At 73.7% G+C, this 24,952-nt stretch carries 13 protein-coding genes; 8 read left to right on the top strand and 5 right to left on the bottom strand.

Annotated features, from left to right (window positions below; translation table 11 throughout):
• Nucleotides 1-2: 2 nt before the first annotated feature.
• The 6 genes from ACFZBD_RS02515 to ACFZBD_RS02490 all read left to right on the top strand — a co-directional run bounded on the left by ACFZBD_RS02515 (nucleotide 3) and on the right by ACFZBD_RS02490 (nucleotide 17,324).
• Nucleotides 3-12,845 carry an amino acid adenylation domain-containing protein gene (locus ACFZBD_RS02515; RefSeq protein WP_391134045.1) on the top strand — a complete coding sequence of 4,281 codons (12,843 nt, stop codon included), beginning with the start codon at nucleotides 3-5 and terminating at the stop codon, nucleotides 12,843-12,845.
• Nucleotides 12,842-13,735 (top strand): alpha/beta hydrolase fold domain-containing protein, encoded by an 894-nt coding sequence (locus ACFZBD_RS02510; protein ID WP_391134041.1) that lies wholly within the window; start codon nucleotides 12,842-12,844, stop codon nucleotides 13,733-13,735. Before ACFZBD_RS02515 ends, ACFZBD_RS02510 begins: the two co-directional genes overlap by 4 nt.
• Entirely contained in the window at nucleotides 13,732-15,024 is a 1,293-nt protein-coding gene (gene kynU / locus ACFZBD_RS02505; protein ID WP_391134038.1) for a kynureninase, read from the top strand. The genes ACFZBD_RS02510 and kynU overlap by 4 nt, the downstream gene beginning before the upstream one ends.
• A gap of 97 nt (nucleotides 15,025-15,121) precedes the next feature.
• Nucleotides 15,122-16,432, top strand: coding sequence for a cation:proton antiporter (locus ACFZBD_RS02500; RefSeq protein ID WP_391134034.1), 1,311 nt, complete (start codon nucleotides 15,122-15,124; stop codon nucleotides 16,430-16,432).
• Between the two features lie 116 nt (nucleotides 16,433-16,548).
• Nucleotides 16,549-16,761 carry an MbtH family NRPS accessory protein gene (locus ACFZBD_RS02495; RefSeq protein ID WP_391134031.1) on the top strand — a complete coding sequence of 71 codons (213 nt, stop codon included), beginning with the start codon at nucleotides 16,549-16,551 and terminating at the stop codon, nucleotides 16,759-16,761.
• On the top strand, nucleotides 16,761-17,324 hold the full coding sequence (locus ACFZBD_RS02490) for a hypothetical protein (RefSeq protein WP_391134028.1): 564 nt from the start codon (nucleotides 16,761-16,763) through the stop codon (nucleotides 17,322-17,324). Before ACFZBD_RS02495 ends, ACFZBD_RS02490 begins: the two co-directional genes overlap by 1 nt.
• Nucleotides 17,325-17,400: 76 nt before the next feature.
• Here ACFZBD_RS02490 and ACFZBD_RS02485 read toward each other — a convergent pair whose 3' ends face one another.
• Nucleotides 17,401-18,036: a DUF6875 domain-containing protein gene (locus ACFZBD_RS02485; RefSeq protein ID WP_391134025.1), complete on the bottom strand. Its 636-nt coding sequence runs from the start codon at nucleotides 18,034-18,036 to the stop codon at nucleotides 17,401-17,403.
• 206 nt (nucleotides 18,037-18,242) lie between these two features.
• Between ACFZBD_RS02485 and ACFZBD_RS02480 the strand changes: the two genes are divergently transcribed.
• Nucleotides 18,243-18,437, top strand: coding sequence for a 4Fe-4S domain-containing protein (locus tag ACFZBD_RS02480; RefSeq protein WP_391134022.1), 195 nt, complete (start codon nucleotides 18,243-18,245; stop codon nucleotides 18,435-18,437).
• A 22-nt stretch (nucleotides 18,438-18,459) separates the two neighbouring features.
• The gene (locus tag ACFZBD_RS02475) at nucleotides 18,460-19,755 is read left to right on the top strand and encodes a cytochrome P450 (protein ID WP_391134019.1); all 1,296 of its coding nucleotides are present in this window, start codon (nucleotides 18,460-18,462) and stop codon (nucleotides 19,753-19,755) included.
• A 39-nt stretch (nucleotides 19,756-19,794) separates the two neighbouring features.
• Here the strand turns inward: ACFZBD_RS02475 and ACFZBD_RS02470 are convergent, their stop codons facing one another.
• From ACFZBD_RS02470 to ACFZBD_RS02455, 4 genes are all read right to left on the bottom strand, one after another.
• Nucleotides 19,795-21,042: an LLM class flavin-dependent oxidoreductase gene (locus ACFZBD_RS02470; RefSeq protein WP_391134016.1), complete on the bottom strand. Its 1,248-nt coding sequence runs from the start codon at nucleotides 21,040-21,042 to the stop codon at nucleotides 19,795-19,797.
• The gene (locus ACFZBD_RS02465; protein ID WP_391134013.1) at nucleotides 21,039-22,445 is read right to left on the bottom strand and encodes an NtaA/DmoA family FMN-dependent monooxygenase; all 1,407 of its coding nucleotides are present in this window, start codon (nucleotides 22,443-22,445) and stop codon (nucleotides 21,039-21,041) included. The genes ACFZBD_RS02470 and ACFZBD_RS02465 overlap by 4 nt, the downstream gene beginning before the upstream one ends.
• A 128-nt stretch (nucleotides 22,446-22,573) precedes the next feature.
• Entirely contained in the window at nucleotides 22,574-23,548 is a 975-nt protein-coding gene (locus ACFZBD_RS02460) for a fumarylacetoacetate (FAA) hydrolase (RefSeq protein ID WP_391134010.1), read from the bottom strand.
• A 96-nt stretch (nucleotides 23,549-23,644) separates the two neighbouring features.
• A complete protein-coding gene (locus ACFZBD_RS02455) occupies nucleotides 23,645-24,946 on the bottom strand; it encodes an aminotransferase class I/II-fold pyridoxal phosphate-dependent enzyme (protein WP_391134007.1) in 1,302 nt (433 codons plus the stop codon).
• Between the last annotated feature and the right edge of the window lie 6 nt (nucleotides 24,947-24,952).

Genomic DNA, 24,952 nt, shown 5'->3' with positions numbered 1-24,952 from the left:
CCATGGTGAAACCGTCCCGCCTCGAGGACATCCTGCCGCTCAGCCCGATGCAGGAAGGGCTGCTGTTCCAGACCGAGTACGACCGGTCCGGCCCCGACGTGTACGCCGTGCAGCACACGATCGAGGTCGACGGCCCCCTCGACGCCTCGCTGCTGCGCGGCTGCGCCGGGGTCCTGATCGACCGGCACGCCGTCCTGCGCACCGGCTTCCGCCGGGCCCGCTCGGGCCGCTCGCTCCAGGTGGTGGCGCGGGCCGTGCCGGTGCCGTGGACCGAGACCGACCTCGGCGGACTGCCGGCCGCGCGGGCGGAGGCGGAGGGCGAGCGCCTGGCGGCGGCGGACCACGCCGAGCGGTTCGATCTGTCGCGGCCGCCGCTGATCCGCTTCCACCTGATGCGCCACGGCCCGACGCGCCACCGCCTCGTCGTGACCGGCCACCACATCGTCCTCGACGGCTGGTCCACCCCGGTCCTGCTCCGCGAACTGTTCACGCTGTACGGCGACGGCGCCGACCCCCGTAACCTGCCGCCGGTCACGCCGTACAAGGAGTACCTCGACTGGCTCGGCCGTCAGGACCGGAACGCCGCCGCGCGGGCGTGGCGGGCGGCGCTCACCGGGATCGACACGGCGACCCGGATCTCCGCGGCCGACCCCCGCGCGCCGCTGCTCCCGGACCGGCTCGTCCAGCCCGCCGACGCCCGGCTCACCGCCGCCCTGGAGGACACCGCCCGCGGCCTCGGCGTCACCCTCAACACCGTCGTGCAGGCCGCCTGGGGCCTGGTGCTGGCCCGGGCGACCGGCCGTCAGGACGTCGTCTTCGGCGCGATCGCCTCCGGCCGCCCCCCGCACCTGCCCGGGGTCGAGTCGATGGTCGGTCTGTTCATCGCGATGGTCCCGGTACGGGTGCGGTGGGCTCCGGCCGAGTCGCTGCGCGACCTCCTGACCCGGTTGCAGGCCGAGCAGGCCGAGCTCGCCGACCACCACCACCTCGGCCTGACCGGCATCCAGCGGGAGGCACCGGTCGCCGACCTCTTCGACACCGCCGTGGTGTTCGAGAACTACCCCTTCGCCGACCGGGCCGTCGACGCCGGCGGCGTCCGCTTCCGGCTGGCCCTCGGCGCGAGCCGCGACGCCACCCACTACCCGCTGACCCTGCTCGCCGCCCCGGGCGAACGCCTGTACCTGCGGCTCGACCACCGCGCCGACGCGGTCGACCGGGTGGCCGCTCAGACCCTGATGGACCGGCTGCACCAGGTGCTGGGCACCCTGGCCGACCACCCCGACCGCCCGGTCCGCGCGGTCGACGGGCTGCTCGGCCCCGAGCGGCGACTCGTCCTCGACCGGTGGAACGCGCCGGACGAGACGGAGGCGGGCGAGATGGAGGCGGGCGGGACGGAGGCGGGCGGGACGGAGCCGGGCGCCCCGGACGGCGTCGAGGAGCCGGAAGCCCTCGCGCGTCACCTCCCCGAGCTGTTCGAGCGGCAGGCCGCCGCACACCCGGACGCCGTGGCGGTGATCGGCGACGGAGAACAGCTCGCATACGCCGAGCTGAACGCCTCGGCCAACCGCCTGGCCCGGGAACTCGTCGCCCACGGCGTCGGCCCGGAGACCGTCGTCGCGCTCGTCCTGGACCGCTCGCCGGAGCTGGTGACCGCCGTGCTCGCCGTGCTCAAGGCGGGCGCCGCCTACCTGCCGGTCGACCCCGAACTCCCCGCCCGACGGCGTGAGTCCGTCCTGAGTGACGCCACCCCCCGCCTGGTCCTCACCCACACCCGCCTCGCCGGCGACCTGCCCGCGAGCCTCCCGCAGCTCCACCTCGACGCCCCCGGCACCCGGACCCGCGTCGCCGGCCGGGCGCCCGGCGACCTGTCCGACGACGACCGCACCGCCCCGCTGACCGCGGATCACCCGGTCTACGTGATGTACACCTCGGGGTCCACCGGGACGCCGAAGGCCGTCGTCATGCCCGGCACGCCCCTGATGAACCTGATGCGCTGGCACCACCGCCGCATCGGGGGAGGAGTGGGCACCCGGGTCGCGCAGTTCACCGCGATCGGCTTCGACGTGTCCGCCCAGGAGATCCTGTCGGCGCTGCTCGCCGGGAAGACGCTGGTGGTGCCGGACGACGGGACGCGGCGGGACGCCGCGCGCCTGGCCGCCTGGCTCGACGCCATGGAGATCACCGAGCTGTACGCGCCGAACCTCGTCCTCGACGCGGTCGCCCAAGCCGCCCTGGAGCGGGGTTCGGACCTGCCGTGGCTGCGCCACGTGGCCCAAGCCGGTGAGGCGCTGACCCCGTCGGACGCCCTCCGGGCATTCTTCGCCCGCGTCCCCGGCCGCCGCCTGCACAACCACTACGGGCCCACCGAGACCCATGTCGTCACCGGTATGACGCTGCCCGCCGAGCCCGCCGACTGGCCCGCCGCGCCCCCGCTCGGCCGCCCGGTCACGCACACCCGGTGCTATGTCCTCACCGCCGACCTGCGGCCGGTGCCGCCCGGCGTGCCGGGCGAGCTGTACCTCGGCGGCGCGGCCCCGGCCCGCGGCTATCTGCGCCGGCCGGGTATGACGTCCGGGCGGTTCGTCGCCGACCCCTTCGGCACGCCGGGCGCCCGCATGTACCGCACGGGTGACCTCGCCCGGTGGACCGGGAACGGCGAACTGGAGTACCTGGGCCGCGCGGACCAGCAGGTCAAGATCCGCGGCTTCCGGGTCGAGCCGGGCGAGATCGAAGCGGTCCTCGCCCGCCACCCCGGCGTCGGCGCGGTGGCCGTCGTACCCCGCTCGGACGGCGGCCACCCGCGCCTCGTCGGCTATGTCGTACCGGCCCCCGGCACGGCCGTGCCGGTCGAGGAACTGCGCCGCCTCACGCAGGACCAGCTCCCGGAGTACATGGTTCCGTCGGCGTTCGTGCTGCTGGACGCGCTGCCGCTGACCCCGAACGGCAAGCTCGACCGCGCCGCCCTGCCCGCACCCGAGCGGACCGCCGCCCTGAACCGGTCCGGGCGCACCCCGCAGGAGCAGATCGTCTGCGAGCTGTTCGCCGAGGTCATCGGGCTGCCCCGGGTCGGCGTCACCGAGAGCTTCTTCGACCTCGGCGGGCACTCGCTCACCGCCACCCGGCTCGCCGCCCGCCTGCGCCACACCTTCGGCGTCGAACTGGGCCTGCGCGACCTGTTCGAGTCGTCCACCCCCGAGGCGGTCGCCGCCCTGCTCGGCACGGCGGGCCCGGCCCGCCCCGCACTGGCGCGCCGCCCGCGCCCCGAGGTGCTGCCGCTGTCCTACGCCCAGCGCCGGCTGTGGTTCCTCCACAAGATGGAGGGGCCCAGCCCCACCTACAACATCCCGATGCAGCTGCGCCTGCGAGGGGAGCTCGACCGGACGGCCCTGGAGCAGGCGCTCGGCGACCTGGTGGCCCGGCACGAGGGCCTGCGGACCGTCTTCCCGGAGACGGGCGGCGACCCCTGCCAGCGGATCCTGCCGCCGCACGAGGCGGCGCCCCTGCTGGTCACGACGGACGTCCACGAGGACGAACTGCCCGAGGCGCTGCGCCACGGCGCCCGCTGCGCCATCGACCTGATGACCGAACCACCGCTGCGGGCCCACCTGTTCCGCACCGGAGCGCGCGACCACGTGCTCCAGCTGGTGCTCCACCACATCGCCGCCGACGGCTGGTCGCTCGCCCCGGTCGCCACCGACCTCGCCCGCGCCTACGCCGCCCGCACCACGGGAGCGGCACCCGACGGGGACGAACTGCCGGTCCAGTACGCCGACTACACGCTCTGGCAGAACGAGATCCTCGGCGAGCAGCAGGACCCCGGCAGCCTCCTCGCCCGGCAGGTCTCCCACTGGACGGGCCGGCTGGCGGGGCTGCCCGACGAGCTGGCGCTGCCCACCGACCGCCCGCGCCCCGACGTCGCCACCTACCGCGGCGACTACCTGACGGTGGAGTGGGACGCCGACCTGCACCGCGCGCTGGACGCCCTGGCCCGGCGCTGCGGCGCCACCCTCTTCATGGTGCTCCAGGCGGGCCTGGCGGCCCTGCTCTCCCGGCTCGGCGCGGGCCACGACATCCCGATCGGCAGTCCGATCGCCGGCCGCGCCGACCAGGCGCTCGACGACCTCGCGGGCTTCTTCGTCAACACCCTGGTGCTGCGCACCGACACCTCCGGCGAGCCGACCTTCGAGGACCTGGTCCGCCGGGTCCGTGACACCGCCCTGGACGCCTACGCCCACCAGGACGTGCCGTTCGAGTACCTGGTGGAGGTGCTGAACCCGGCCCGCTCCCTGGGCCGCCACCCGCTGTTCCAGGTGATGTTCGCCCTCCAGAACGCGCCCGAGGCCCACTTCCGGCTGCCCGGACTCGAGGTCGAGGTGTCGTCCGGCCGGACCGGCACCGCCAAGTTCGACCTGTTCTTCTCCATGGCCGAGCACCGCGACGCCACCGGCGCGCCGTCCGGCATCGAGGGCGCCGTCGAGTACGCCACCGACCTGTACGACCCGGACACCGTGCGCGGCCTGTTCCGCCGCTGGACCCGGCTCCTCGCCCAGGTCACCGCCGACCCCTCACAGCGGCTCGGCGAGATCGACGTGCTCGACGCGGCCGAGCGGCGCACGCTGCTCCACGACCGCAACGCGACCCGCGCCGAGGGCGAGCTCCCGCCGTACACCGAGCTGTTCGTACGCCAGGCCGAGCGGACGCCGCACGCCGTGGCGGTCGTCGCCGACGACGCGGAACTGACCTACGGCGCACTGCACGAGCGGTCGGACCGGCTGGCCCGGGTGTTCGCCCGGCACGGCGCCGGACCGGGCCGGCTGGTCGCCGTCGCGCTGCCGCGCTCCACCGATCTGGTCGTCGCGCTGATGGCGATCGCCAAGACGGGCGCCGCCCACGTCCCCCTCGACCCGGCCCACCCGGCCGCACGGACCGGGCTGATCCTGCGGGAGGCGCGTCCCGCGCTGGTCGTGGGCACGGAGGCGACGCTGGCGGAGCTGCCCGACGAGGGCGGCTCCTCGCTGGCCCTCGACGATCCGCTGGTGCGGGCCGCCGTCGCCGAGGCACCCGGCGGGGCCCCGGACGCACGACCCGGCCCCCGGGACGCGGCGTACGTCATCTTCACCTCCGGGTCCACCGGCCGCCCCAAGGGCGTCGTCGTGGAGCACGGCGCGCTGACCAACCTCCTGCTCGGCATGGGCGACCTGGTGCCGACGGGCCCCGAGGACGCGCTGCTCGCGGTGACGACGATCGCCTTCGACATCGCCGCCCTGGAGATCTTCCTGCCGCTGACCCGCGGCGCACGGGTGGTGCTCGCGACCGAGGCCACGGTCGCCCGGCCCGCCGCCCTCGTCGAGCTGATCCGGCGGACCGGGGTGACCGTCGTCCAGGCGACCCCGTCCTGGTGGCAGATGATCGCCTCGCACGACCTCGACGCCCTGCGCGGACTGCGCATGCTGGTCGGCGGCGAGGCGCTGCCGGCTCCGCTGGCCGCCCGCCTGCGCGAGACCGGCCGTGAGGTGCTCAACGTCTACGGCCCGACCGAGACGACGATCTGGTCCACCGCCGCCGCCCTGTCCGGCCGCACCGACACCGTCATCGGCCGCCCGATCCGCAACACCCGCGTCTACGTGCTGGACGCGTCGCTGCGCCCGGTGCCCCCGGGCACCCTCGGCGAGCTGTACCTCGCCGGCGACGGACTGGCCCGCGGCTATCTCGGCAGGCCGTCCCTGACCGCCGGACGCTTCACCGCGGACCCCTACGGCCCCGCCGGGACCCGCATGTACCGCACCGGCGACCTGGTCCGCTGGACGGCCGACGGCCACCTGGACTTCGCCGGCCGCGTCGACCACCAGGTCAAGCTCCGCGGCTTCCGCATCGAGCTCGGCGAGGTCGAGTCCGCGCTCGCCGCCCACCCGGAGGTCGCCGAGGCGGCGGCGATCGTCCGCGAGGACCGGCCGGGCGACCGGCGCCTGGTGGCCTACGTCGTGCCGGACGCCGGCGGCGCCTCGCCGCACACCGGCCGCGACCGCGAACGCGACCAGCTCGACGCCTGGCGGGACCTCTACGACACGGTCTACGCCACCTCCGAGCCGGTGCCCTTCGGCGAGGACTTCGCCAGCTGGAACAGCAGCTACGACGGCCGGCCGCTGCCGCTCGACGAGATGCGCGAGTGGCGCGACCGCACGGTGGAACGGATCCGCGAACTCCGGCCCCGGCGCGTGCTGGAGATCGGCGTCGGCACCGGCCTGCTGCTGTCCCGGCTCGCCGCCGACTGCGAGGCCTACTGGGGCACGGACATCTCCCCGTCGGTGATCGAGACCCTGCGGGGCCATGTCGCCGCCGACCCGGAACTCGCCGCACACGTCCGCCTGCTGACGCGCCCCGCCCACGACGTCGAGGACCTCCCCGAGGAGCACTTCGACGTCGTCGTCCTCAACTCGGTGATCCAGTACTTCCCGCACGCCGACTATCTCGAACGGGTGATCAGCGGTGCCCTGCGGCTGCTCGCCCCGGGTGGCGCCGTCTTCCTCGGGGACGTACGCGACCTGCGCCTGCAGCGCACCTTCGTCACGGGCGTGCAGGCCGCCCGCGGGCGCACCGGCGACCATCCCGACGAACTGCGGCGGGCGGTCGAGCACGGTGTGATCATGGAGAAGGAACTCCTGGTCGACCCCGACTTCTTCACCGCGCTCCAGCAGCGGCTGCCCGCCCTGACGGCCCACACCGTCCAGGTCAAGCGGGGCCGCGAGCACAACGAGATGACCCGCTACCGCTACGACGTCGTCCTGCGCAAGCGAGGCGCCCCGGACCACCGGATCACCGAGACCGCCGAGGAGCCCTGGCCCGCCGACGGCACGGCCGGACTGGCCGCGCTGCTCGCCGGCGAACACCCCGCCGCCCTGCGCGTCACCGGCATCCCGAACGGCCGGGTCGCCGCCGAGGCGGCCCTCGCGCGGGCCGTGCGGGCCGGCATCCGGCCGCCCGCCGCACCAACCGGCGACGGCGCCGAACCGGAGGACCTGTACGACCTGGCGGCAGCCCACGGCTACCGGGTGTGGGTCACCTGGTCGGCGTCCGACCCCAACGCCCTGGAGGCCGTCTTCGCCGACCCCGCGGCCCTCCCGGCCGCGCACCCGGACTCCGGACCGCCGGCCGGCCTCTACCGGCCGACCGTGTCCCCGTCCTCCCGGGCCGACCTGTCGTCGTTCACCAACAACCCGCTGACCGCACGCGACACCGGCGCGCTCATCGCCCGGCTGCGCGAACACCTGCGTGATCGCCTCCCCGACTACATGGTGCCGTCGGCGTTCGTCCCGCTGAACGCCCTCCCGCTGACCCCCCACCGCAAGCTGGACCGCACGGCGCTGCCCGCGCCGGACGTCGTCGTCAGCGGTTCCTCCCGGGAGGCGCGCACCCCGCAGGAGCACATCGTGTGCGACCTGTTCGCCCAGGTCCTCGGCCTCGCGCGGGTCGGGGTGCACGACGGCTTCTTCGACCTCGGCGGCCACTCCCTGCTCGCCACCCGGCTCATCGCCCGGCTGCGCGCCATGTTCGGCGTCGAACTGCCGCTGCGGACGCTGTTCGAGGCCTCCACCCCGGCCGGGGTGGCCGCCCGGCTCGACGAGGGCGGCGCGGCCCGCCCGGCCCTCGAACGCCGCCCACGCCCGGACGTGCTGCCCCTGTCGTACGCCCAGCGCCGCCTGTGGTTCCTCCACCAGATGGAAGGCCTGGGCGGGATGTACAACATCCCCCTCGGCCTCAGGATGACCGGCACACTGGACCGCCAGGCCCTCCAGGCCGCGCTGGCCGACGTCGTCGCCCGCCACGAGAGCCTGCGCACGGTCTTCCCGGACGACGGGGGAGTACCCCGTCAGGTGATCCTGGCCCCCGAGTCGGCGAAGCTGGTCCTGCACGAGCGGCCGGTGAACGAGCAGGAGCTGCCGGCCACTCTGGAGCACGCCGCGCGCTACCTGTTCGACCTCGCGACGGAGCCCCCGGTCCGCGCCGAACTCTTCCGCCTGGGCCCCGACGACCACGTGCTGCTGCTGGTGGTGCACCACATCGCCGGGGACGGCTGGTCCCTCCGCCCCCTCGCCGGCGACCTGGCCCGCGCCTACGCCGCCCGGACCGCCGGCGCGGAACCCGACTGGGCGCGGCTTCCGGTCCAGTACGCCGACTACACGCTGTGGCAGAACGAGCTGCTCGGCGACCAGGACGACGCCGAGAGCGTGCTCGCCCGCCAGCTCGCCTACTGGACACGCCAGCTGACCGGCGCCCCCTCGGCGCTGGAGCTGCCCACCGACCGTCCCCGGCCGCCGGTGGCCTCCTACCGGGGCGACCACGTCCCCGTACGGATCCCGGCCGCACTCCACGAGCGGCTGTCCGACCTGGCCCGGCAGACCGGCGCGACCCTGTTCATGGTGCTCCAGGCGGGCCTGTCCGCCCTGCTGCACCGACTCGGCGCGGGCACCGACATCGTCACCGGCAGCCCGATCGCCGGTCGCACCGACCAGACCCTGGACGAGCTGATCGGGTTCTTCGTCAACACGCTGGTGCTGCGCACCGACCTGTCCGACGGCCCCACCTTCGAGGAGCTGGTGGCCAGGGTCCGGGACACCGCCCTGGCCGCGTACGCGCACCAGGACGTGCCGTTCGAATACCTGGTGGAGAAGCTGAACCCGCCGCGCTCGCTGGGCCGGCACCCGTTCTTCGGCGTGATGTTCGCCCTCCAGAACGCCTCCGAGGGCGCCTTCCGACTACCCGGCCTGAACGTGGAGATCGCCCCAGGACGCACCGGCACCGCCAAGTTCGACCTGTTCTTCAGCCTCGCCGAGCAGCGCGACGCGCAGGGCGCGGCCGACGGGATCGCCGGTGTCGTCGAATTCGCGAGCGACCTCTACGACGCCGCGACCGTACGCGACCTGTTCGCCCGCTGGGTGCGGCTCCTGGAGTCGGCGGTGGCCGGGCCGGGCAGGCCGGTCGGCGGGCTGGACCTGCTGGCCGCGCACGAACGCCAGGAGATGCTCGCCGCCGCCTCCGGGCCCACCCTGCCGACCCGCTCGGCCGGCCTGGCCGAGCTCTTCGCGGCCCAGGTCGCGGCCACCCCGGACGCCGTCGCGGTGGCCGACGACGACTGCGCCCTCACCTACGCCGAACTCGACGCCTGGTCCGCCCGGCTCGCCGCCACCCTGGCCGAACGCGGCGTCGCCCGCGGCGGCGCGGTCGCCCTGCTCATGCAGCGCTCGCCCGCCCTGGTCGCCGCCGTCCTCGCGGTGCTGCGCGCCGGCGCGGCCTACGTCCCGCTCGACCATCGCTATCCCGCCTCCCGGCAGCGTCTCGTCCTGGCGGAGACCGGCAGCCTGCTGCTGGTGACGGACCCCGCCTCCCGGGAGGGCCTGGACGACTTCGGGACTCCGCTGCTCGTGCTCGGCCCCCGGCCGGACGGCGGCACGCCGCCCGCGGCCGCCCCGGTACGGACCGAGGGCGACGACGCGGCGTACATCATGTACACCTCCGGATCGACGGGCCGCCCGAAGGGTGTGGTCGTCACCCACCGCAACATCGCCGACTTCGTCGCCGACCCCTGCTGGCACGGCGGCGCGCAGCGCCGGGTGCTCCTGCACTCGCCGCTCGCCTTCGACCTGTCGACGTACGAACTGTGGGCGCCGCTGCTCACCGGCGGCCGCATCGAGCTGGCGCCGCCCGGCGAACTCGACGCCCACACCCTCGCGGACGTCATCACGCGGCGGGGGATCACCTCGCTGTGGCTGACCAGCTCCTTGTTCAACCTGATGGCCGACCTCGAACCGGGCTGCTTCGCCGACGTGGAGCAGGTGTGGGCCGGCGGCGAGCCCGTGTCCGTCCCCGCCGTCCGGCGCCTGCTGGAGGCCCATCCCCGGCTGTTGGTGGTCGACGGCTACGGCCCCACCGAGGCGACCACCTTCGCCAGCTACCATCCGGTGCCCGCCGCGGAGGCGCCCGCGCTCGGCACGTCGGTGCCCATCGGACGGCCGATGGCGAACATGGGCACCTACGTCCTCGACGCGGCGCTGCGGCCCGTCCCCCCGGGAGTGGTCGGCGAGCTGTACCTGGCCGGCACCGGCATCGCCCGCGGCTACCTCGGGCGCCCCGCGCTGTCCGCCGAACGGTTCGTCGCCTGCCCCTTCGGGCCGCCCGGCCTGCGCATGTACCGCACCGGCGACCTCGCCCGGTGGACCTCCGACCACCTCCTGGAGTACGCCGGCCGCGTCGACCAGCAGGTCAAACTCCGCGGTTTCCGCATCGAGCCCGGCGAGGTCGAGGCCGTCCTGCTCGACCACCCCGGTGTCACGCGGGCCGCGGCGGTGTTGCGCCGCGACCTCGCCGAGGAGGCGCAGCTGGTCGCCTACGTCGTACCCGGCACCGCCGCACGGGACCGGCAGGCGGAGGCCGAACAGGTCGGCGAGTGGCTCCAGGTCCACGATTCCCTGTACGGAGCCGAGCGGGACGAGCCGGACACGCCGCTCGGCGAGGACTTCACCGGCTGGGTCAGCAGCTATGACGGGCAGCCCATCGCCGGCCACGCCATGCGCGAGTGGCGCGAGCGCACCGTCGAGCGCATCCGCGAGCTGAAGCCCGCCCGGGTCCTGGAGATCGGGGTCGGCACCGGTCTGCTGCTCACCCGCCTCGCCCCCGACGTCCGGGAGTACGTGGCCACCGACTTCTCACCGACGGTCGTGGAGACGCTGCGGCGCCGGGTGGAGGCCGATCCGGCCCTGGCCGGCCGCGTCCACCTGCGGACCCAGGCCGCGCACGAACTCGCCGGCCTGCCCGAGGAGCACTTCGACACGGTGATCGTCAACTCGGTGGTGCAGTACTTCCCGAACGCCGACTACCTGACCGACGTCCTCGCCACCGCCCTGCGGCTGCTCGCCCCCGGCGGTTCCGTCTTCGTCGGCGACGTGCGCAACCTGCGCCTGCTGGACGCCTTCACCACCGGGGTCCAGGCCGCCCGGACGGGCACCCACGACCTGGCCGCACTGCGCGACGCCGTCACCCAGACCATCCGGCTGGAGAACGAACTCCTCGTCGATCCCGCCTACTTCACGGCCCTGCGGGACCGCCTGCCGGACCTGGACGCTGTGTCCGTACGTCTCAAGCGCGGCCGGCACGACACCGAACTGACCCGCTTCCGCTACGACGTGGTCCTGCGCAAGCGGGGCGAAGGAGCCGGCTCGGCCCTCGCCCCGGAGACCGTGGAGTGGACGGCGTCGGCGGGGCGGTCCGCGGTGGCCGACCGGCTCGCGTCCGCCAGGCCCGCCGCCCTGGTCGTCAAGGACGTGCCCAACCCCCGGGTCGCCGCCGACGTGGCGCTCGCGGGCGCGTTGCGCACCGGTGAACCGTCCCCCGTTCCCGACGCCGACGCCGACGTCGACGACTGGTACGAGCTGGGGGAGCGGCTGTCGTACCGGGTCGCCGTCACCTGGTCGGACAGCGCACGGGACCGGGTCGACGTGGTCTTCGCCGATGCCGACGCCCTGCCCGGCGCCCCGGACCCGCTCCCCGCCGTCCTCGCCTCCGCGCCGGCCGTGCCCGGCGCACCGGAGCCCGCGGCGCGGTACACCAACGACCCGACCGCGGCCCGCGGCGACGCCGCCCTGGTCACGTCCCTGCGCGAGTTCGCGCGGGAGCGGCTGCCCGCCTTCATGGTGCCGTCCCTGTTCGTCCCCCTGGAGGCGCTGCCGCTGACCCCGAACGGGAAGCTCGACCGGGCCGCCCTGCCCCGGCACGACCCGCGCGTCGCCGCCGCCGCCCGCGCCCCGCGCACCCCGCACGAGCAGGTGGTGTGCGAACTCTTCGCCGAACTCCTCGGCGTCCCCTCGGTCGGGCTCGACGACAACTTCTTCGACCTCGGCGGCCATTCCCTGCTCGCCACCCGGCTCATCGCCCGGATCACGTCCGCCTTCGGCGTGGACGTCGGCCTGCGCGCCCTGTTCGAGTCGCCGACCCCGTCCGGCATCGCCGCCCGACTGGACCTGGACGACGCCGACAGCGGCTACGACGTCATCCTGCCGCTGCGCGCCACCGGCAACGAACCGCCCCTCTTCTGCGTGCACCCCGGCGGCGGCATCGGCTGGTCGTACACCGGCCTGATCCGCCATCTCGACCCCGACGTGCCCGTCTACGCGGTGCAGGCCCGGGGCCTGGCCCGGCCCGAGGACGCACTCCCCGCCGACATGGAGCAGATGGCCGCCGACTACGCGGACCACCTGGAGGCCACCTTCCCCGAGGGGCCGTACCGCGTCCTCGGCTGGTCGTTCGGCGGACTCGCCGCGCACGCCCTCGCCACCGAACTGCAGCGGCGCGGGCGGACGGTGCAGGCGCTGGCCGTCATCGACGTCCACCCCGGCTGGCTGGGTCTCACCCACGACGACGTGCCACCGCTCGACGACCGGAACATGCGCCCCCACCTGGAGTACCTGATGCGGCTGGTCGGTCTCGAACCGGATTTGTTCGACGCGGAGGTGTTCGTCTTCGACGAGGTCATGAAACTGCTGCGCGAACGCGGCAGCGCCCTCGGCGCCCTGGACGAGGACAGGCTGCGCTCGATCACCGCCATCTCCGCCAACAACAACCACCTGATGATCGACTACCGGCCCGCCGTCTTCGACGGGGACATCCTGCTCCTCGCCGCCACCGACCAGCAGAAGCCCGAGGCCACCGCCGCCGCCTGGCAGCCGTACCTCACCGGAGAGGTCCGCACCCACGTCGTCCCCGGCGACCACGGCACCCTCCTCTCCCGCCCCGGCTCGCTCACCGAGGTCGGCGCCCTTCTCTCCGCGGCCCTGCGCGGGACGGACGTCTCATGAGCGCGCCCGCCTCCCTGACCGGGGCCCGGCTGGACCGCGCGTACTCGCCGAGCCACCTGGTGCCCAGCCTGCGGCACTATCTCGACGAGTACGCCGAACTCAGCACGCGGGCCCGCAGCGCCCCCGGCGTACGCACCGGGCTGCGCTACGGCCCGGGCTCCGCCGAGAGGCTCGACCTCTGGACCGCGCGACCGGCGCCCGCCCCGGTCCAGATCTTCGTCCACGGCGGCAACTGGCAGGCACTCACCGAGCGCAGCTCGGCGTTCGCGGCGCTCGCCTTCCGCCGTGCCGGCGCCGCGTTCGCCGCCGTCGGCTACGGGCTCGCCCCGGCGACCCCGCTGGACGAGATCGTCGCCTCCGTACGCCGCTGCGTCCGCTGGATCCACGAGAACGCCGACGACCTCGGCGTCGACCGGGACCGGATGCATCTCAGCGGCACCTCGGCCGGCGCCCACCTCGCCGCGATGGCCCTCGTCCCGGCCGGGCCGGGGGAGCCCGCGGCGGCCGGGCTGCTCGCCGGCGCCACCCTGCTCAGCGGGATCTACGACCTCGAACCGGTCAGCCGCTCCTACGTCAACGAGGCGCTGCGCCTCGACGCCGACGCGGTCCGTCGCAACAGCCCGCCCGACCTGCTGCCGGACGACCTGCCCCCGGTGGTCCTGGCCCGCGGCGGCGTCGAGACCGAGGAGTACGTGCGCCAGCACGCCCTGATGGCCGAGGCACTGCGCCGCCGCGGCGCGCTCGCGGAGAACGTCGTGGCGGCGCGTCGCAACCACTTCGACCTGCCGTACGACCTCGCCGACCGGTCGACACCGCTCGGCCGCGCCGTCCTGGCGCAGATGCGGCTCCCCCACGACCAGCCCGCCCCTACCTCGGAGGAGACCGGATGACGACCGAGGTCCCCGCCTCGCGGCTGAGCCGCTTCGACGGCTCCCGCGAGGAGGCCGAACGGTACGACCGGTCCGACCCGCTCGGCTTCCTGCGCGACCGGTTCGTGCACACCGAACCCGACCTGCTCTACCTGGACGGCAACTCCCTCGGCAGGCTGCCCGTCGACACCCCCGGCTTCGTCGCCGACGTGATCCGGGACGGCTGGGGCCGCGGCCTGATCCGCTCCTGGAACGACTGGATCGACTGGAACAGGCGGATCGGCGACCGGCTCGCCGAGCACGTCCTCGGCGCCCGGCCCGGCGAGGTGGTGCTCTCCGACTCGACCACCGTCAACCTGTACAAGCTCGCCTGGGCCGCGCTCGACCACGCCCCCGGCCGGCGCGCCCTCGTGGTGGACGCCGACGACTTCCCCACCAACCGGTACGTCGTCCAGGGCCTGGCCCGCGAACGCGGTCTCGACCTGCGCCTCCTGCGCTCGGACCCGGACCGGGGCCTGGACCCGGAGCGGCTGCGGGCCGTACTCGACGACCAGGTGGCGCTGGTCGTCCTGTCCCACGTGGCCTACCGCAGCGGGGCGCTGGCCGACATGGCCGCGGTCGGCGCCCTGGCCCGCGAGGCCGGGGCACTGGTGCTCTGGGACCTGTCCCACGCCGCCGGGGCGGTCCCGGTACGGCTCTCCGAGGACGGCGCGGACCTCGCCGTCGGCTGTACCTACAAGTACCTCAACGGCGGCCCCGGCTCGCCCGCCTTCCTCTATGTGCGCCGCTCGCTCCAGCGGCGGCTGCGGCAGCCGGTCCAGGGCTGGTTCGGGCAGCGCGACCAGTTCGCCATGGCGGCCGACTTCGACCCCGTCGACACGGTCGACCGGTTCCTGACGGGCACCCCGGCGATGCTCTCCACCGCCGCGCTCGTGCCCGCGCTCGACCTGGTCGAGGAGGCGGGGGTCGACCGGCTGCGGGCCAAGGGGCGGCTGCTCGGCGAACTGGCCGTCGACCTCGCGACCCGCTGGCTCGTACCGCTCGGCTTCCGGCTGGCATCACCCGAGGACCCGGACCGGCGCGGCTCGCACATCACCCTGCGGCACCCCGAGGCCTGGCGGATCTGCCGGGCCCTGGCCCAGGACGCGGACGTCGTCTGCGACTACCGGGAACCCGATCGGCTGCGCATCGGACCCTCCCCCGCCTACACCCGCTTCGTCGACGTGTGGGACGCCCTGGACCGCACGAGGCGCCTGGTGGAGAGCGGCCGGCACACTCGGTTGCCGCGGGAGAAGGAACGAATCACCTGACGCAGCGCCCCCCCGTGCGTGTGCGTGAGCACGGAGGCCACCCCCCCCTCACGCACCGCGCCATCGACCGACACCGCGTCATCGGGAGCAAACGGCTGTGAGTACCCATCAGGTCACCATGCTCTTCCTCGCCCTGGCCGCGATCACACTCCTGGCCTTCGCCGCGGGCGCCCTGGCCCGGCGGCTACGGCAGCCTCCCGTCATCGGCGAAGTCCTCCTCGGGGTGCTGCTGGGCCCGACGCTGCTGAACGGCGCCGTCTCCGACGCGCTGTTCCCCGAGGACATCCGGCCCTCCCTCGCCGCCCTCGCCAACATCGGTGTGGCCCTGTTCATGTTCACCGTCGGCGCCGAGCTGGACGCGGGCCTCATGCGCGGGCGACGGTTCGTGGCGGGCTCCGTCGCTGTCGGCTCCATCATCCTGCCGTTCCTGCTCGGTGCGCTGCTCGCCCTGTACCTCTTCGCCCGCCACCCGACCGACGACCGGACGGGGTTCGTGCTGTTCATGGGGGCGGCGATGTCGGTGACGGCGTTCCCGGTGCTTGCCCGGATCCTCACCGACCGCGGCATGCAGCGCACCTGGCTGGGCATGGTCGCGCTGGCCTGCGCGGCGATCGACGACGTCCTGGCGTGGACCCTGCTGGCAGTCGTGGTGGCGATGAGCGGGGCGGGCACCGGCTCCCAGTGGCTCCTGCTGCTGTTCGTGCCGTACGTCGTGCTGATGCTCACCGTCGTGCGGCCCGTGCTGCACCGCCTCCTGGAGCACCAGTGGCTCACCGGCCCCGCCAACCCGGCCGCCATGGTCCTCACCCTCGGCGGCCTGCTGCTGTCGGCCGCCTTCACCGAGTGGATCGGCCTGCACTTCATCTTCGGCGCCTTCGTCTTCGGCACGGTCATGCCGCGGCGCACCACGCGCGGCGAGCCGTCGGACGTCACCGGCCAGGTGCGGGAGCGCCTCTCCTCCCTCAACGACTTCCTGCTGCTGCCGATGTTCTTCGTCGTCGCCGGCCTCAAGGTGGACCTGTCCGGCATGACCGGCACGGACCTGATGGAGCTCGGCCTCATCCTGGCCACCGCGGTGGGCGGCAAGTTCGTCGGCGCCTTCGTCGCGGCCCGCGCCACCGGAATGCAGAACCGTCCGGCGACCGCGCTCGCCGTACTGATCAACACACGGGGCCTGACGGAACTGATCATCCTCACGGTCGGTCTGCAACTCGGGGCCCTCGACGCCGAGCTGTACTCCGTCATGGTCGTGATGGCCCTCGTCACCACGGCGATGACCGGCCCCCTGCTCCAACTGCTGTACCCCGTGCGCCCGGCGCCCCCCGGCACCGGTCCGGCTGTCCCGCCGGCGGGACGGGCAGGTGAGGACAAGAGCCCTTCCTCACCGGCCCGGCGCCGGATAATGTGAATTCCGAGAATGCGCCGGTCAGGGAATGACCGGCGCCCTGCGAACATCACTTCCAGCGCTTCGGAATTCCGCGAGAGAAAACGCATGTGCCCGCCGCCCTACTGAGGGAGCAGAGAATGTCCAATCCTTTCGACGACCCCGATGGCACGTTCCTCGTGCTCGTCAACGAGGAAGGCCAGCATTCGTTGTGGCCGGCCTTCGCCGAGGTGCCGGCGGGCTGGCTCGTGGCCCTCCCGGAAACCGACCGGCAAGCGTGCCTTGACTACGTCGAGGAGAACTGGACCGATATGCGCCCGCTCAGCCTCGTACGCCAGATGGGAGACGCGTGATGGGTGACACCGTGGAGCGGTTCCTGCTGACCGAGGACGATCTCGAGGAGTCGTTCTTCGGGGAGGAGCCCAGCGTCGCGTACGACCCCGCCTTCGTCTCCGGTGACGAGTCCGGCCGGGTCCTGATCGGCCTGATCAACACGCTCACCCACGGCTCCCACCCGGAAGCGGTCGACCACACCGCCGGGCTCTACACCAACGTCGCCGGCTCGGTGGTCTTCCACCACGTCGCCCGGTTCCGCGGCGACGCCGCCCGGCGGATCCTCCGGCAGTTCGTGGAAGCCCTGGACAAGTGCGACAGCTATCGCATGCGGTTGAACGACGGCATGGAGTTCGACGTCACCAAGGCTGCCGTCGAGCCGCTCGACGGCAGCGCCGACGACGGCGTCGTCACCCGATGGGTGACGACCTCCGACGGCTATCGGATCGAGGGCTCCTGGGCCGTCGCCGTCAGCGGCGACATCCTCTCGTTCGTCAACGTGCGCCTTCCCGACCCGGCCGGGATCCACCGGCTGGCCCGTACCGCCCTGGAGCGCATCGCGACCGGCGTCGCCTCCGGCTGAACCGGCGCACCACACGAGGCGGCGGGCCCCTGCCGGGGCCCGCCGCCTCTGCCTTGCCGCACACGGCGGCCGTCCGCTACGCCGGATAGCCGTACGCCCGGGCCGCCCGCCGGTAGTGCTCCACCCGGAACCGGTCCTCGGTCTCCATGGCCTGCGGCGTGTAGAACTGCCCGAACTTCTCCCGGTACTTCTCGAACCAGTGCCGGTGCTCGGCCAGGAAGAAGATGTCGTGCAGGGCGATCGCACGGATCGCCAGCACCGGCACCGGCGCCTTGCTCACCGCGAAGTCCAGGTTGCGGGCCGCCGGGACCTCGCAGTTCTCGTGGAACTGGCCCACCATGAGGCCCTGCGCGACGAACTCGTCCTTCACCCGCGACTGCGCCTCGTCGAGCAGCTTCGTGTCCTCGGAGCGCAGGTCGGGCAGGGCCACGACCATCGCCCGCAGCATGGGATTGCGGCCCTGCCAGGAGACCAGTCCGTACTCGCGCAGACTGCTGCGCGCGATCTCCTCGATGAGTTCGAGCGTGGGCGAGTGACCGACGAACCGCGCCCGTATCTCCATCGTCCGGTTCTTGCGCGAGGGCGCCACGAAAGGACAGATGGGGCCGATGCGGCCGATGTCCGGATGGGCGGCCGATATGTATTCGGTCAGCCACGATTCGACGGCGTCGAGCGCCGAGTCGATACTGGCGGAATTTTCACCGGAACTCATCAAATGAAGCCTCTCCATCAGTGCCGGCGGGCATGAGAACGTCGTCGGACTGTCCCGCTGGCGGGACAAGTCGGAATGGCCCGGGTGAGTCACGGACCAGCTTGCCCGACCCGAACTCCCTGCACTAGCGTCGACCGCACGGTGCCGATACCGGCGAAACAGCGGAATTCTTTTCCCTGCCCTCCAGAATCAGAGGAGCCGCACACGTGCGCATCAGCATCGACCGAGACGGCTGTATCGGCAGCGGCCAATGCACGCTGACCGCTCCCGCCCTGTTCGCCCAGGACGACTTGGGAATCGTCTACGTGCTGCCCGACGGCGCGGGCGGCACGGAGGACCCGTCGGTGCGCGAGGCCGAACTGGCCTGCCCGGTGCAGGCCATCACCGTCGCCGAGGACTGACGTCACGAGGAGAAGCGAGCACATGTCCACGTCTCCCACCGTTCCGCAGAACGACCTCGACGCCGAACCGCACGCCATGCACCCGGACCTGATGGCCGATCCGTTCGCCGGCTACGGACGCCTGCGGGAGCAGGCACCCGTGGTGCACGGACGGTACCTGGACGGCACACCGGCCTGGTTCGTCACGCGCCACGAGGACGTCCGCACGCTGCTGCACGACCGCCGTCTGGTCAACACCCCGGCCTCGGTGCCCGGTGCGACGGGTGACGACCCGCGCCTGAAGATGATGGACATGCTCGCCATCCCCGAGGAGCTGCGTCCCTACCTCCTCGGGTCGATGCTCGACACCGACCCGCCCGAGCACACGAGGCTCCGCAAGCGGGTGCTGCGGGAGTTCACGGCCCGCCGGGTGACGGACATGCGGCCCCGGATCGAGGAGATCACCGGCCGGCTGCTGGACGCCCTGCCGCGGCACACCGCCGACGGCGCGACCGATCTGCTCGCGCACTACGCCTATCCGCTGTCGATCCAGGTCATCTGCAACCTCGTGGGCGTCCCCGAGGCGGACAGCGACAAGTGGCAGCAGTGGGGCGAGGATCTGATCGCCATGCGGCCGGAACGCCTCGCCACCTCGTTCCCCGCGATGATCGAGCACACCCACCGGCTGATCGGGAAGCGCCGTGCCGACCTCGGCGACGACCTGCTCAGCGGACTCATCCGGGGCCAGGACGCGTCCGAGGGCGGCATCAGCGACATCGAGTTGGTCACCTTCGTGGTGACCCTGGTCCTCGCCGGCCACGAGACGACGGCCCACCTCATCAGCAACGGCACCGCCGCCCTGCTCGCCCACCCCGACCAACTCGCCCGACTGCGCTCCCGTCCCGAGGCCATGCCCGGCGCGGTGCACGAGCTGATGCGGTGGTGCGGGCCGGTCCAGACGAGCAGACTGCGCTACGCCGCCGAGGACCTGGAGATCGCCGGGACCCGGATTCCGCGCGGTGACGCCGTGCTCCTCGTCTTCGTCTCGGCCAACTTCGATCCCCGCCGCTACACCGATCCGGACCGCCTCGACCTGGACCGGCACCGCGCCGGCCAGGCCGAGAACCACCTCGGCTTCGGCCACGGGATCCACTACTGCCTGGGCGCCTCCCTCGCCAGACTCGAAGCGGAGATCGCCTTCGGCTCGCTGTTCGACCGCTACCCGGACCTCCGACTCGCCCTGGAACCGGCCGAACTGGAACGGCGGGAACGCATGCAACTGCCCGGCCAGTGGCGCCTGACCCGCCTCCCGGTCCTCCTCCGGCCCGACCGCCCCTGACCCCGGGACTCGGCGCGAGCGGGGGCCGGAAGAATCCGGTCAGCCCGCCTTCGCGTAGCGGCTGGTGGGGCGTTCCAGGCCCAGGTGGCCGCGGAGCGTGGTGGACGCGTACTCCGTACGGTACACCCCGCGCCGTTGCAGCTCCGGAACCAGGCCCCGGGTGATCGCCGTGAGGTCGTGCGGGAGGGCGGCCGGGCGGAGGCGGAAGCCGTCCAGGCCGGTGGAGCGCCAGTCGAGCAGCAGGTCCGCCAGTTCCGCGGGGGTGCCGGTGAAGATCTCGGCGTCGGAGGCGAGCGCGGCTCCGGCCGCCTCGTCCAGGCGGGCCTTGCGCCGGGCCGCCGCACCCGGGTCGTCGTCCAGGAAGACGACGAGGTCCGCGAAGGTCCGCAGCGGGCGTTCCGTCACGTCCCGGCCGGTGCGCCGCACCGCCTCGGCGACCTGGGTGAGGATCGCCGCCGCGCCCGCCCGGTCGTGCGGCGTGACGGCGACGACGTCCGAGCCGAGCGCCGCGAACTCGTACGGCGTGGTGGCGTGCGCGAGGCTCACCACCGGCGGCTGCCCCTGGGGGGAGCGTGGGGTGATCGACGGCCCCTTCACGCTGAACGCGCTGCCCCGGAAGTCGATGGGGTGGACCTTGTCGCGGTCGAGGAAGCGGCCCGTCGCCGCGTCCCGTATCTCCGCGTCGTCCTCCCAGCTGTCCCAGAGCCGCCGTGCCGCCTCCACCACCTCGGCGCCTTCCGCGAAGAGGGCGCGCAGGGGCCGGGAGATCCGCTCCGAGTCGATCACGTCGTCCTCGGTGAGCCGGGGCGTGGTGCGGCGGCCGACGTGGGCGGCGTCGGCCGCGCGGGACGAGATCTGCGGGCGCCAGCCGGCCCGTCCCCGGCTCACGTGGTCGAGGGTCGCGATGCCGATGGCCAGGTGGAACGGCTCGGTGTGGGTGACGTTGGTGGTCGGGACCAGGCCGATGCGCGTGGTGAGCGGGGCGAGATGGGCGGCGAGCAGCACCGCGTCGATGCTGCCCCGGACCTGGTCGGTGCGGTCGTCGGGGAGGTGGAAGGCGGCGGACTGGAGGCCGAGGGCGTCCTCGAAGGTGACGAAGTCGATCAGGCCGCGCTCCGCCTCGGCGACCAGGCCGGCCCAGTAGGCGGCGTCGAGCAGTTCACCGGGCCGGGCGTCCTCCTCGCGCCAGGCCGCCGGGTGCCAGCCCGCACCGTCGAGCGCGACGGCCAGGTGCAGCGGGGCGCCCGGGGTGCCCGTCGGGGCGGTGGCGCGGGTCGTGCCGGTCATGCGCAGGTCTCCTTGTCGTCGTGCCCGTCGCGCAGACGCTGTCCGGGGCCGCCCCAGCTCGCGGGGCGGGGCGCGGCGGACAGGCCCAGGTGGTCCCGGAGCGTGGTGCCGGTGTAGTCGTCGCGGTGGACGCCCTTCTCCTGGAGGATCGGCACGACCCGGTCCACGAAGTCGTCCAGACCGCCCGGGGTGAGGTGGGGGACGAGGACGAAGCCGTCGGCGCCCCCGGTCTGCACGTAGTCGTCGATGGCGTCGGCGACCGTCCGGGGGCTGCCGACGAACGTCCGGCGCCCGCCGACCTCGATGACCAGCTCCCGGATGGAGAGGTTCCGCTCCGTGGCGAGCCTGCGCCACCGCCGGGCCGTCTCCGCCCGGTCCTTGCGGAAGACGGAGTGCCCCTTCAGGAAGTGGGCCTCGTCCTCGGGCTCGATGTCGGGCAGCGGCCCGTCCGGGTCGTAGGCGGACAGATCGCGGCCCCAGACCGCCTCCAGGTGGGCGATCGCGGTCTGCGGGCCGACCAGCTCGCGGCTGATCTCCTCCGCGTAGGCGGCGGCCTCCTCGTCGGTGTCCGCGACGACCGCGTTGGCGGTGGGGAGGATCAGCAGATCGTCGGGGCGCCGGCCGTACGCCGCCAGGCGCCGCTTCACGTCCCGGTAGAACTCCCGGGCCACGTCGATCCGGTTGTGCTTGCTGAAGATGACCTCGGCGTCGGACGCGGCGAACTCCCGGCCCGCGTCGGACTCGCCGGACTGGATGATCACCGGATGGCCCTGCGGACCGGGCGGGGTGGTGAACCGGCCGGAGATGTCGAAGTGCCGTCCCTGATGGGCGAAGCGGCCGGCCCCGGGGGCGGTGAACTCTCCCGTGGCCGCGTCGGCCTTCAGGTCGTCACCCGACCAGCTGTCCCACAAGGTCCGCGCCGCGGTGAGGAATTCGGCGGCCCGGGTGTAGCGGTCCGCCTCGGGGAGGAAGCCGCCCCGCCGGAAGTTCTCGCCGGTGAACGCGTCGTAGCTGGTGACCACGTTCCAGGCGGCCCGGCCGCCGCTGAGCCGGTCCAGGGTGGCGAACCGGCGCGCCACCTCGTACGGCTCGTTGAAGGTGGCGTTGACCGTGGCGGCGAGGCCCAGCCGGGTGGTGACGGCCGCCAGGGCGCTCAGCATGGTCAGGTTCTCCGGGCGTCCCGCGATGTCCAGGTCGTAGACCTGCCCTTTGTGCTCGCGCAGCCGCAGCCCTTCGGCGAGGAAGAAGAAGTCGAACTTCCCGCGTTCGACGGTCTGCGCGAGCCGGATGAAGGAGTCGACGGATATCTGGCTCTCGGAGCGCGGGTCCGACCAGACGGTCACGTTGTGGATGCCGGGCAGCTGCGCTGCGAGATGCACCTGTTTCCTGGTACGGGCGGGCACGGTGCGGTCTCCTCCTGCGAAGTCCCGCGGCGGGACGGTGGATGTGACGTGGGGGGTGGGCGACTCTCCGATCGTGCCTGCGCGGGGTGGCACCTGCACAGGCCGACCGGCCCTCTGTCACGAGGTGTTCATGCCGTGGCGACAGGCGCCGGCGCTCCGGCGGTCCCGGGCGCCGGGGCGGCCGCCGGGGTGGTGGACGGGACCGGGGAGACGTACCGCACCCGGTTCTCGAAGGCGACCCCGTGGCTCTTCACGTCGATGGCGATCCGGTCGCCGTCGGCGATCCGGAACCCGTCGTGGAAGCTGGCCTCGTCCGCGCCCAGGAGGACGTAGTTGACCAGCCCGGGCCGCCGTACCGCCGGGAACGTGAAGAGGTGGTCCGCCATGTCCCGCACCCGGTAGTACAAGGCGTCGTCGCCGCAGTCGAACGGGCCCTCCCAGGCCGTCGCTCCGTCCCGGACGATGGTGACTCGGCCGGTCACCGTGCGCGGCGGCGGACCGAGGAAGAGCCACGGCGTGAGGGCGGTGTCGCACAGCTTGCAGTACGGGTTGTAGCCCGGGTCCTGGCGGTGCAGCCCGATGTCGCACAGGTCGTTGCCGAAGGTGTAGCCGGCGTAGTGCGGGGTGCCCTCGGCGTCGTTGACGTAGACGAGGGCGACCTCCGGCTCCTCGATGAGGGCGACCGGGCGCGCGGGTACGTTCAGGTCCTCACCGGGCAGGCGCACCCAGTCGCCGAAGCCCTTGAAGAACCACTTGGGCGGAGTGAACTCGCCCTCCTCCGGAGCGGTCTCACCGCCCCACTTCTTCTTGTGCGTGCCCATGAAGCCGCTCAGCAGGGCGTGGCCCGTGGCCTGCGGAAGGAGGGGCGGCAGCAGCCGGAGCTCCGGGTCCCCGGCGGCGACGGCGACGGTTTCCGCGCCCTCGGTGAGGGCCGCCCGCAGGGCCTCCTCCGAGCCGTCGGTGGCGATGAAGGCGGCGGCGACCCGGCCGTCCTCCACCCGGTAGAGCGTCTGCCGCGCGCCGTCCTCGGGGCGGCCGAATCCGACATGGCGTTCGCCGTGGTAGAGGGCCTCGAAGAGGACCGGGAGGTGCGGGTGGGACATGGCGACGACTCCTCTGTGCGTGAGTGGGTGCATGCGTGCGTGCGTGTGGGTGCGGGGGCGTTCGGGTACGTGCGACGCGGGCCGGGGTCGGGCGGATCAGGGGTGCGGGACGAGCACGGAGGGCATCGCGACGCCCGTGAGGTCGGCCAGCACCTCGCCGACCCGGTCGACCGACTCCCGTATCCACGGCAGGGCAAGCGGGTCCGCCGCCTCCAGCGCCGCCGTGCGCCGCTCGTCGGTGTCGCCGTAGAAGTGGCTGGTCGCCGCACGGATGCGCAGGGGGCGACCGGTCTCCCCGAACGCGCTCGCGGGCAGGACGCCGACCCCGTACCGCTCGGAGAGCAGCGCCGCCAGCCCGTCGCCGTCGTGCACGTCGTGCGCGGCGGCCAGCCGCTCCCGCAGGGGCTCGAAGTCCGGGTAGAGGTAGCAGGTCGCGGCGACGGGGGCCAGCTCCGCGCCCACGGCGGTGAAGCGGGCGGCGACCGCGCGCACCACCGTCTCGTGCAGCCGCCGGCTCGCCGCGACGCGCTCGGTGACCTCCGGCGGCTCCCCGAACGCGTACGCGGCCGCCGTCTGCACCGGCGCGGGCGGGCTGGACCAGATCTGGCTGGCGACCGCGAGAAGCCGGGCGTGCAGGGCGCGCCCCGGCTCGCTGTCCGGCAGCCGGGCCACCCCCGTACGCCAGCCGCCGAGCGCGAGGTTCTTGGTCAGCCCGGTGGTGACCACGGTCCGCTCGGGTGCGTGCAGCGCCGGGGAGACGGCCGGTTCCGAACTGTCGTAGACCAGGTCGCAGTAGATCTCGTCGGAGACGATGACCAGGTCCAGTTCGCGGGCCGCCTCGGCCAGCCGTCGTACGGTGGCGGCCGAGGCGACCGTGCCGGTCGGGTTGTCCGGAACGGTCACGACCACGGCCCGTGGGTGCCGCCCGGCGGCCCGCGCGTCGGCGACCGCCGCGCGCAGCCGGTCCGGGTCCGGCACCCCGCCCTGCCCCGGCAGGACCGGTACGGGCAGGGCCCGCCCCCCGGCCAGCCGGGCCTGGGCCGCGTAACTCACCCAGCTCGGCACCGGCACGACCACGTCTCCGCCGATGGCCAACAGCAGGGCGTACAGCAGCGACTTGCTGCCCGGGCCCGCGACGACGAGCCCCGGATCGACGGCCAGGCCGCGCCGCTCCCAGTACCCGGCGACGGCGGTCCGCAGGGCGGGGCTCCCGGCGACGGGACCGTACGCGTTCTCGCCGGCCGCCGCCGCGAGCCGGTCCCTGAGCGCGGGGAGGACGGGCAGGCCGATCTCCCCTGCGGCCATCGACAGGACCCGCTCCCCGGACCGGCGCCGTCGTGCCAGGGCCTCGTCGGCGGCAAGGGTCGCCGACATGACGACCGGTGTGGGTTCGGACATGGCGAC

The organism is Streptomyces sp. NPDC008121 (assembly GCF_042957155.1).
Classification (GTDB): Bacteria; Actinomycetota; Actinomycetes; order Streptomycetales; family Streptomycetaceae; genus Streptomyces.
Note: the sequence above shows the minus strand (reverse complement) of the source record. Positions and strands in the feature narration are given on the sequence as shown.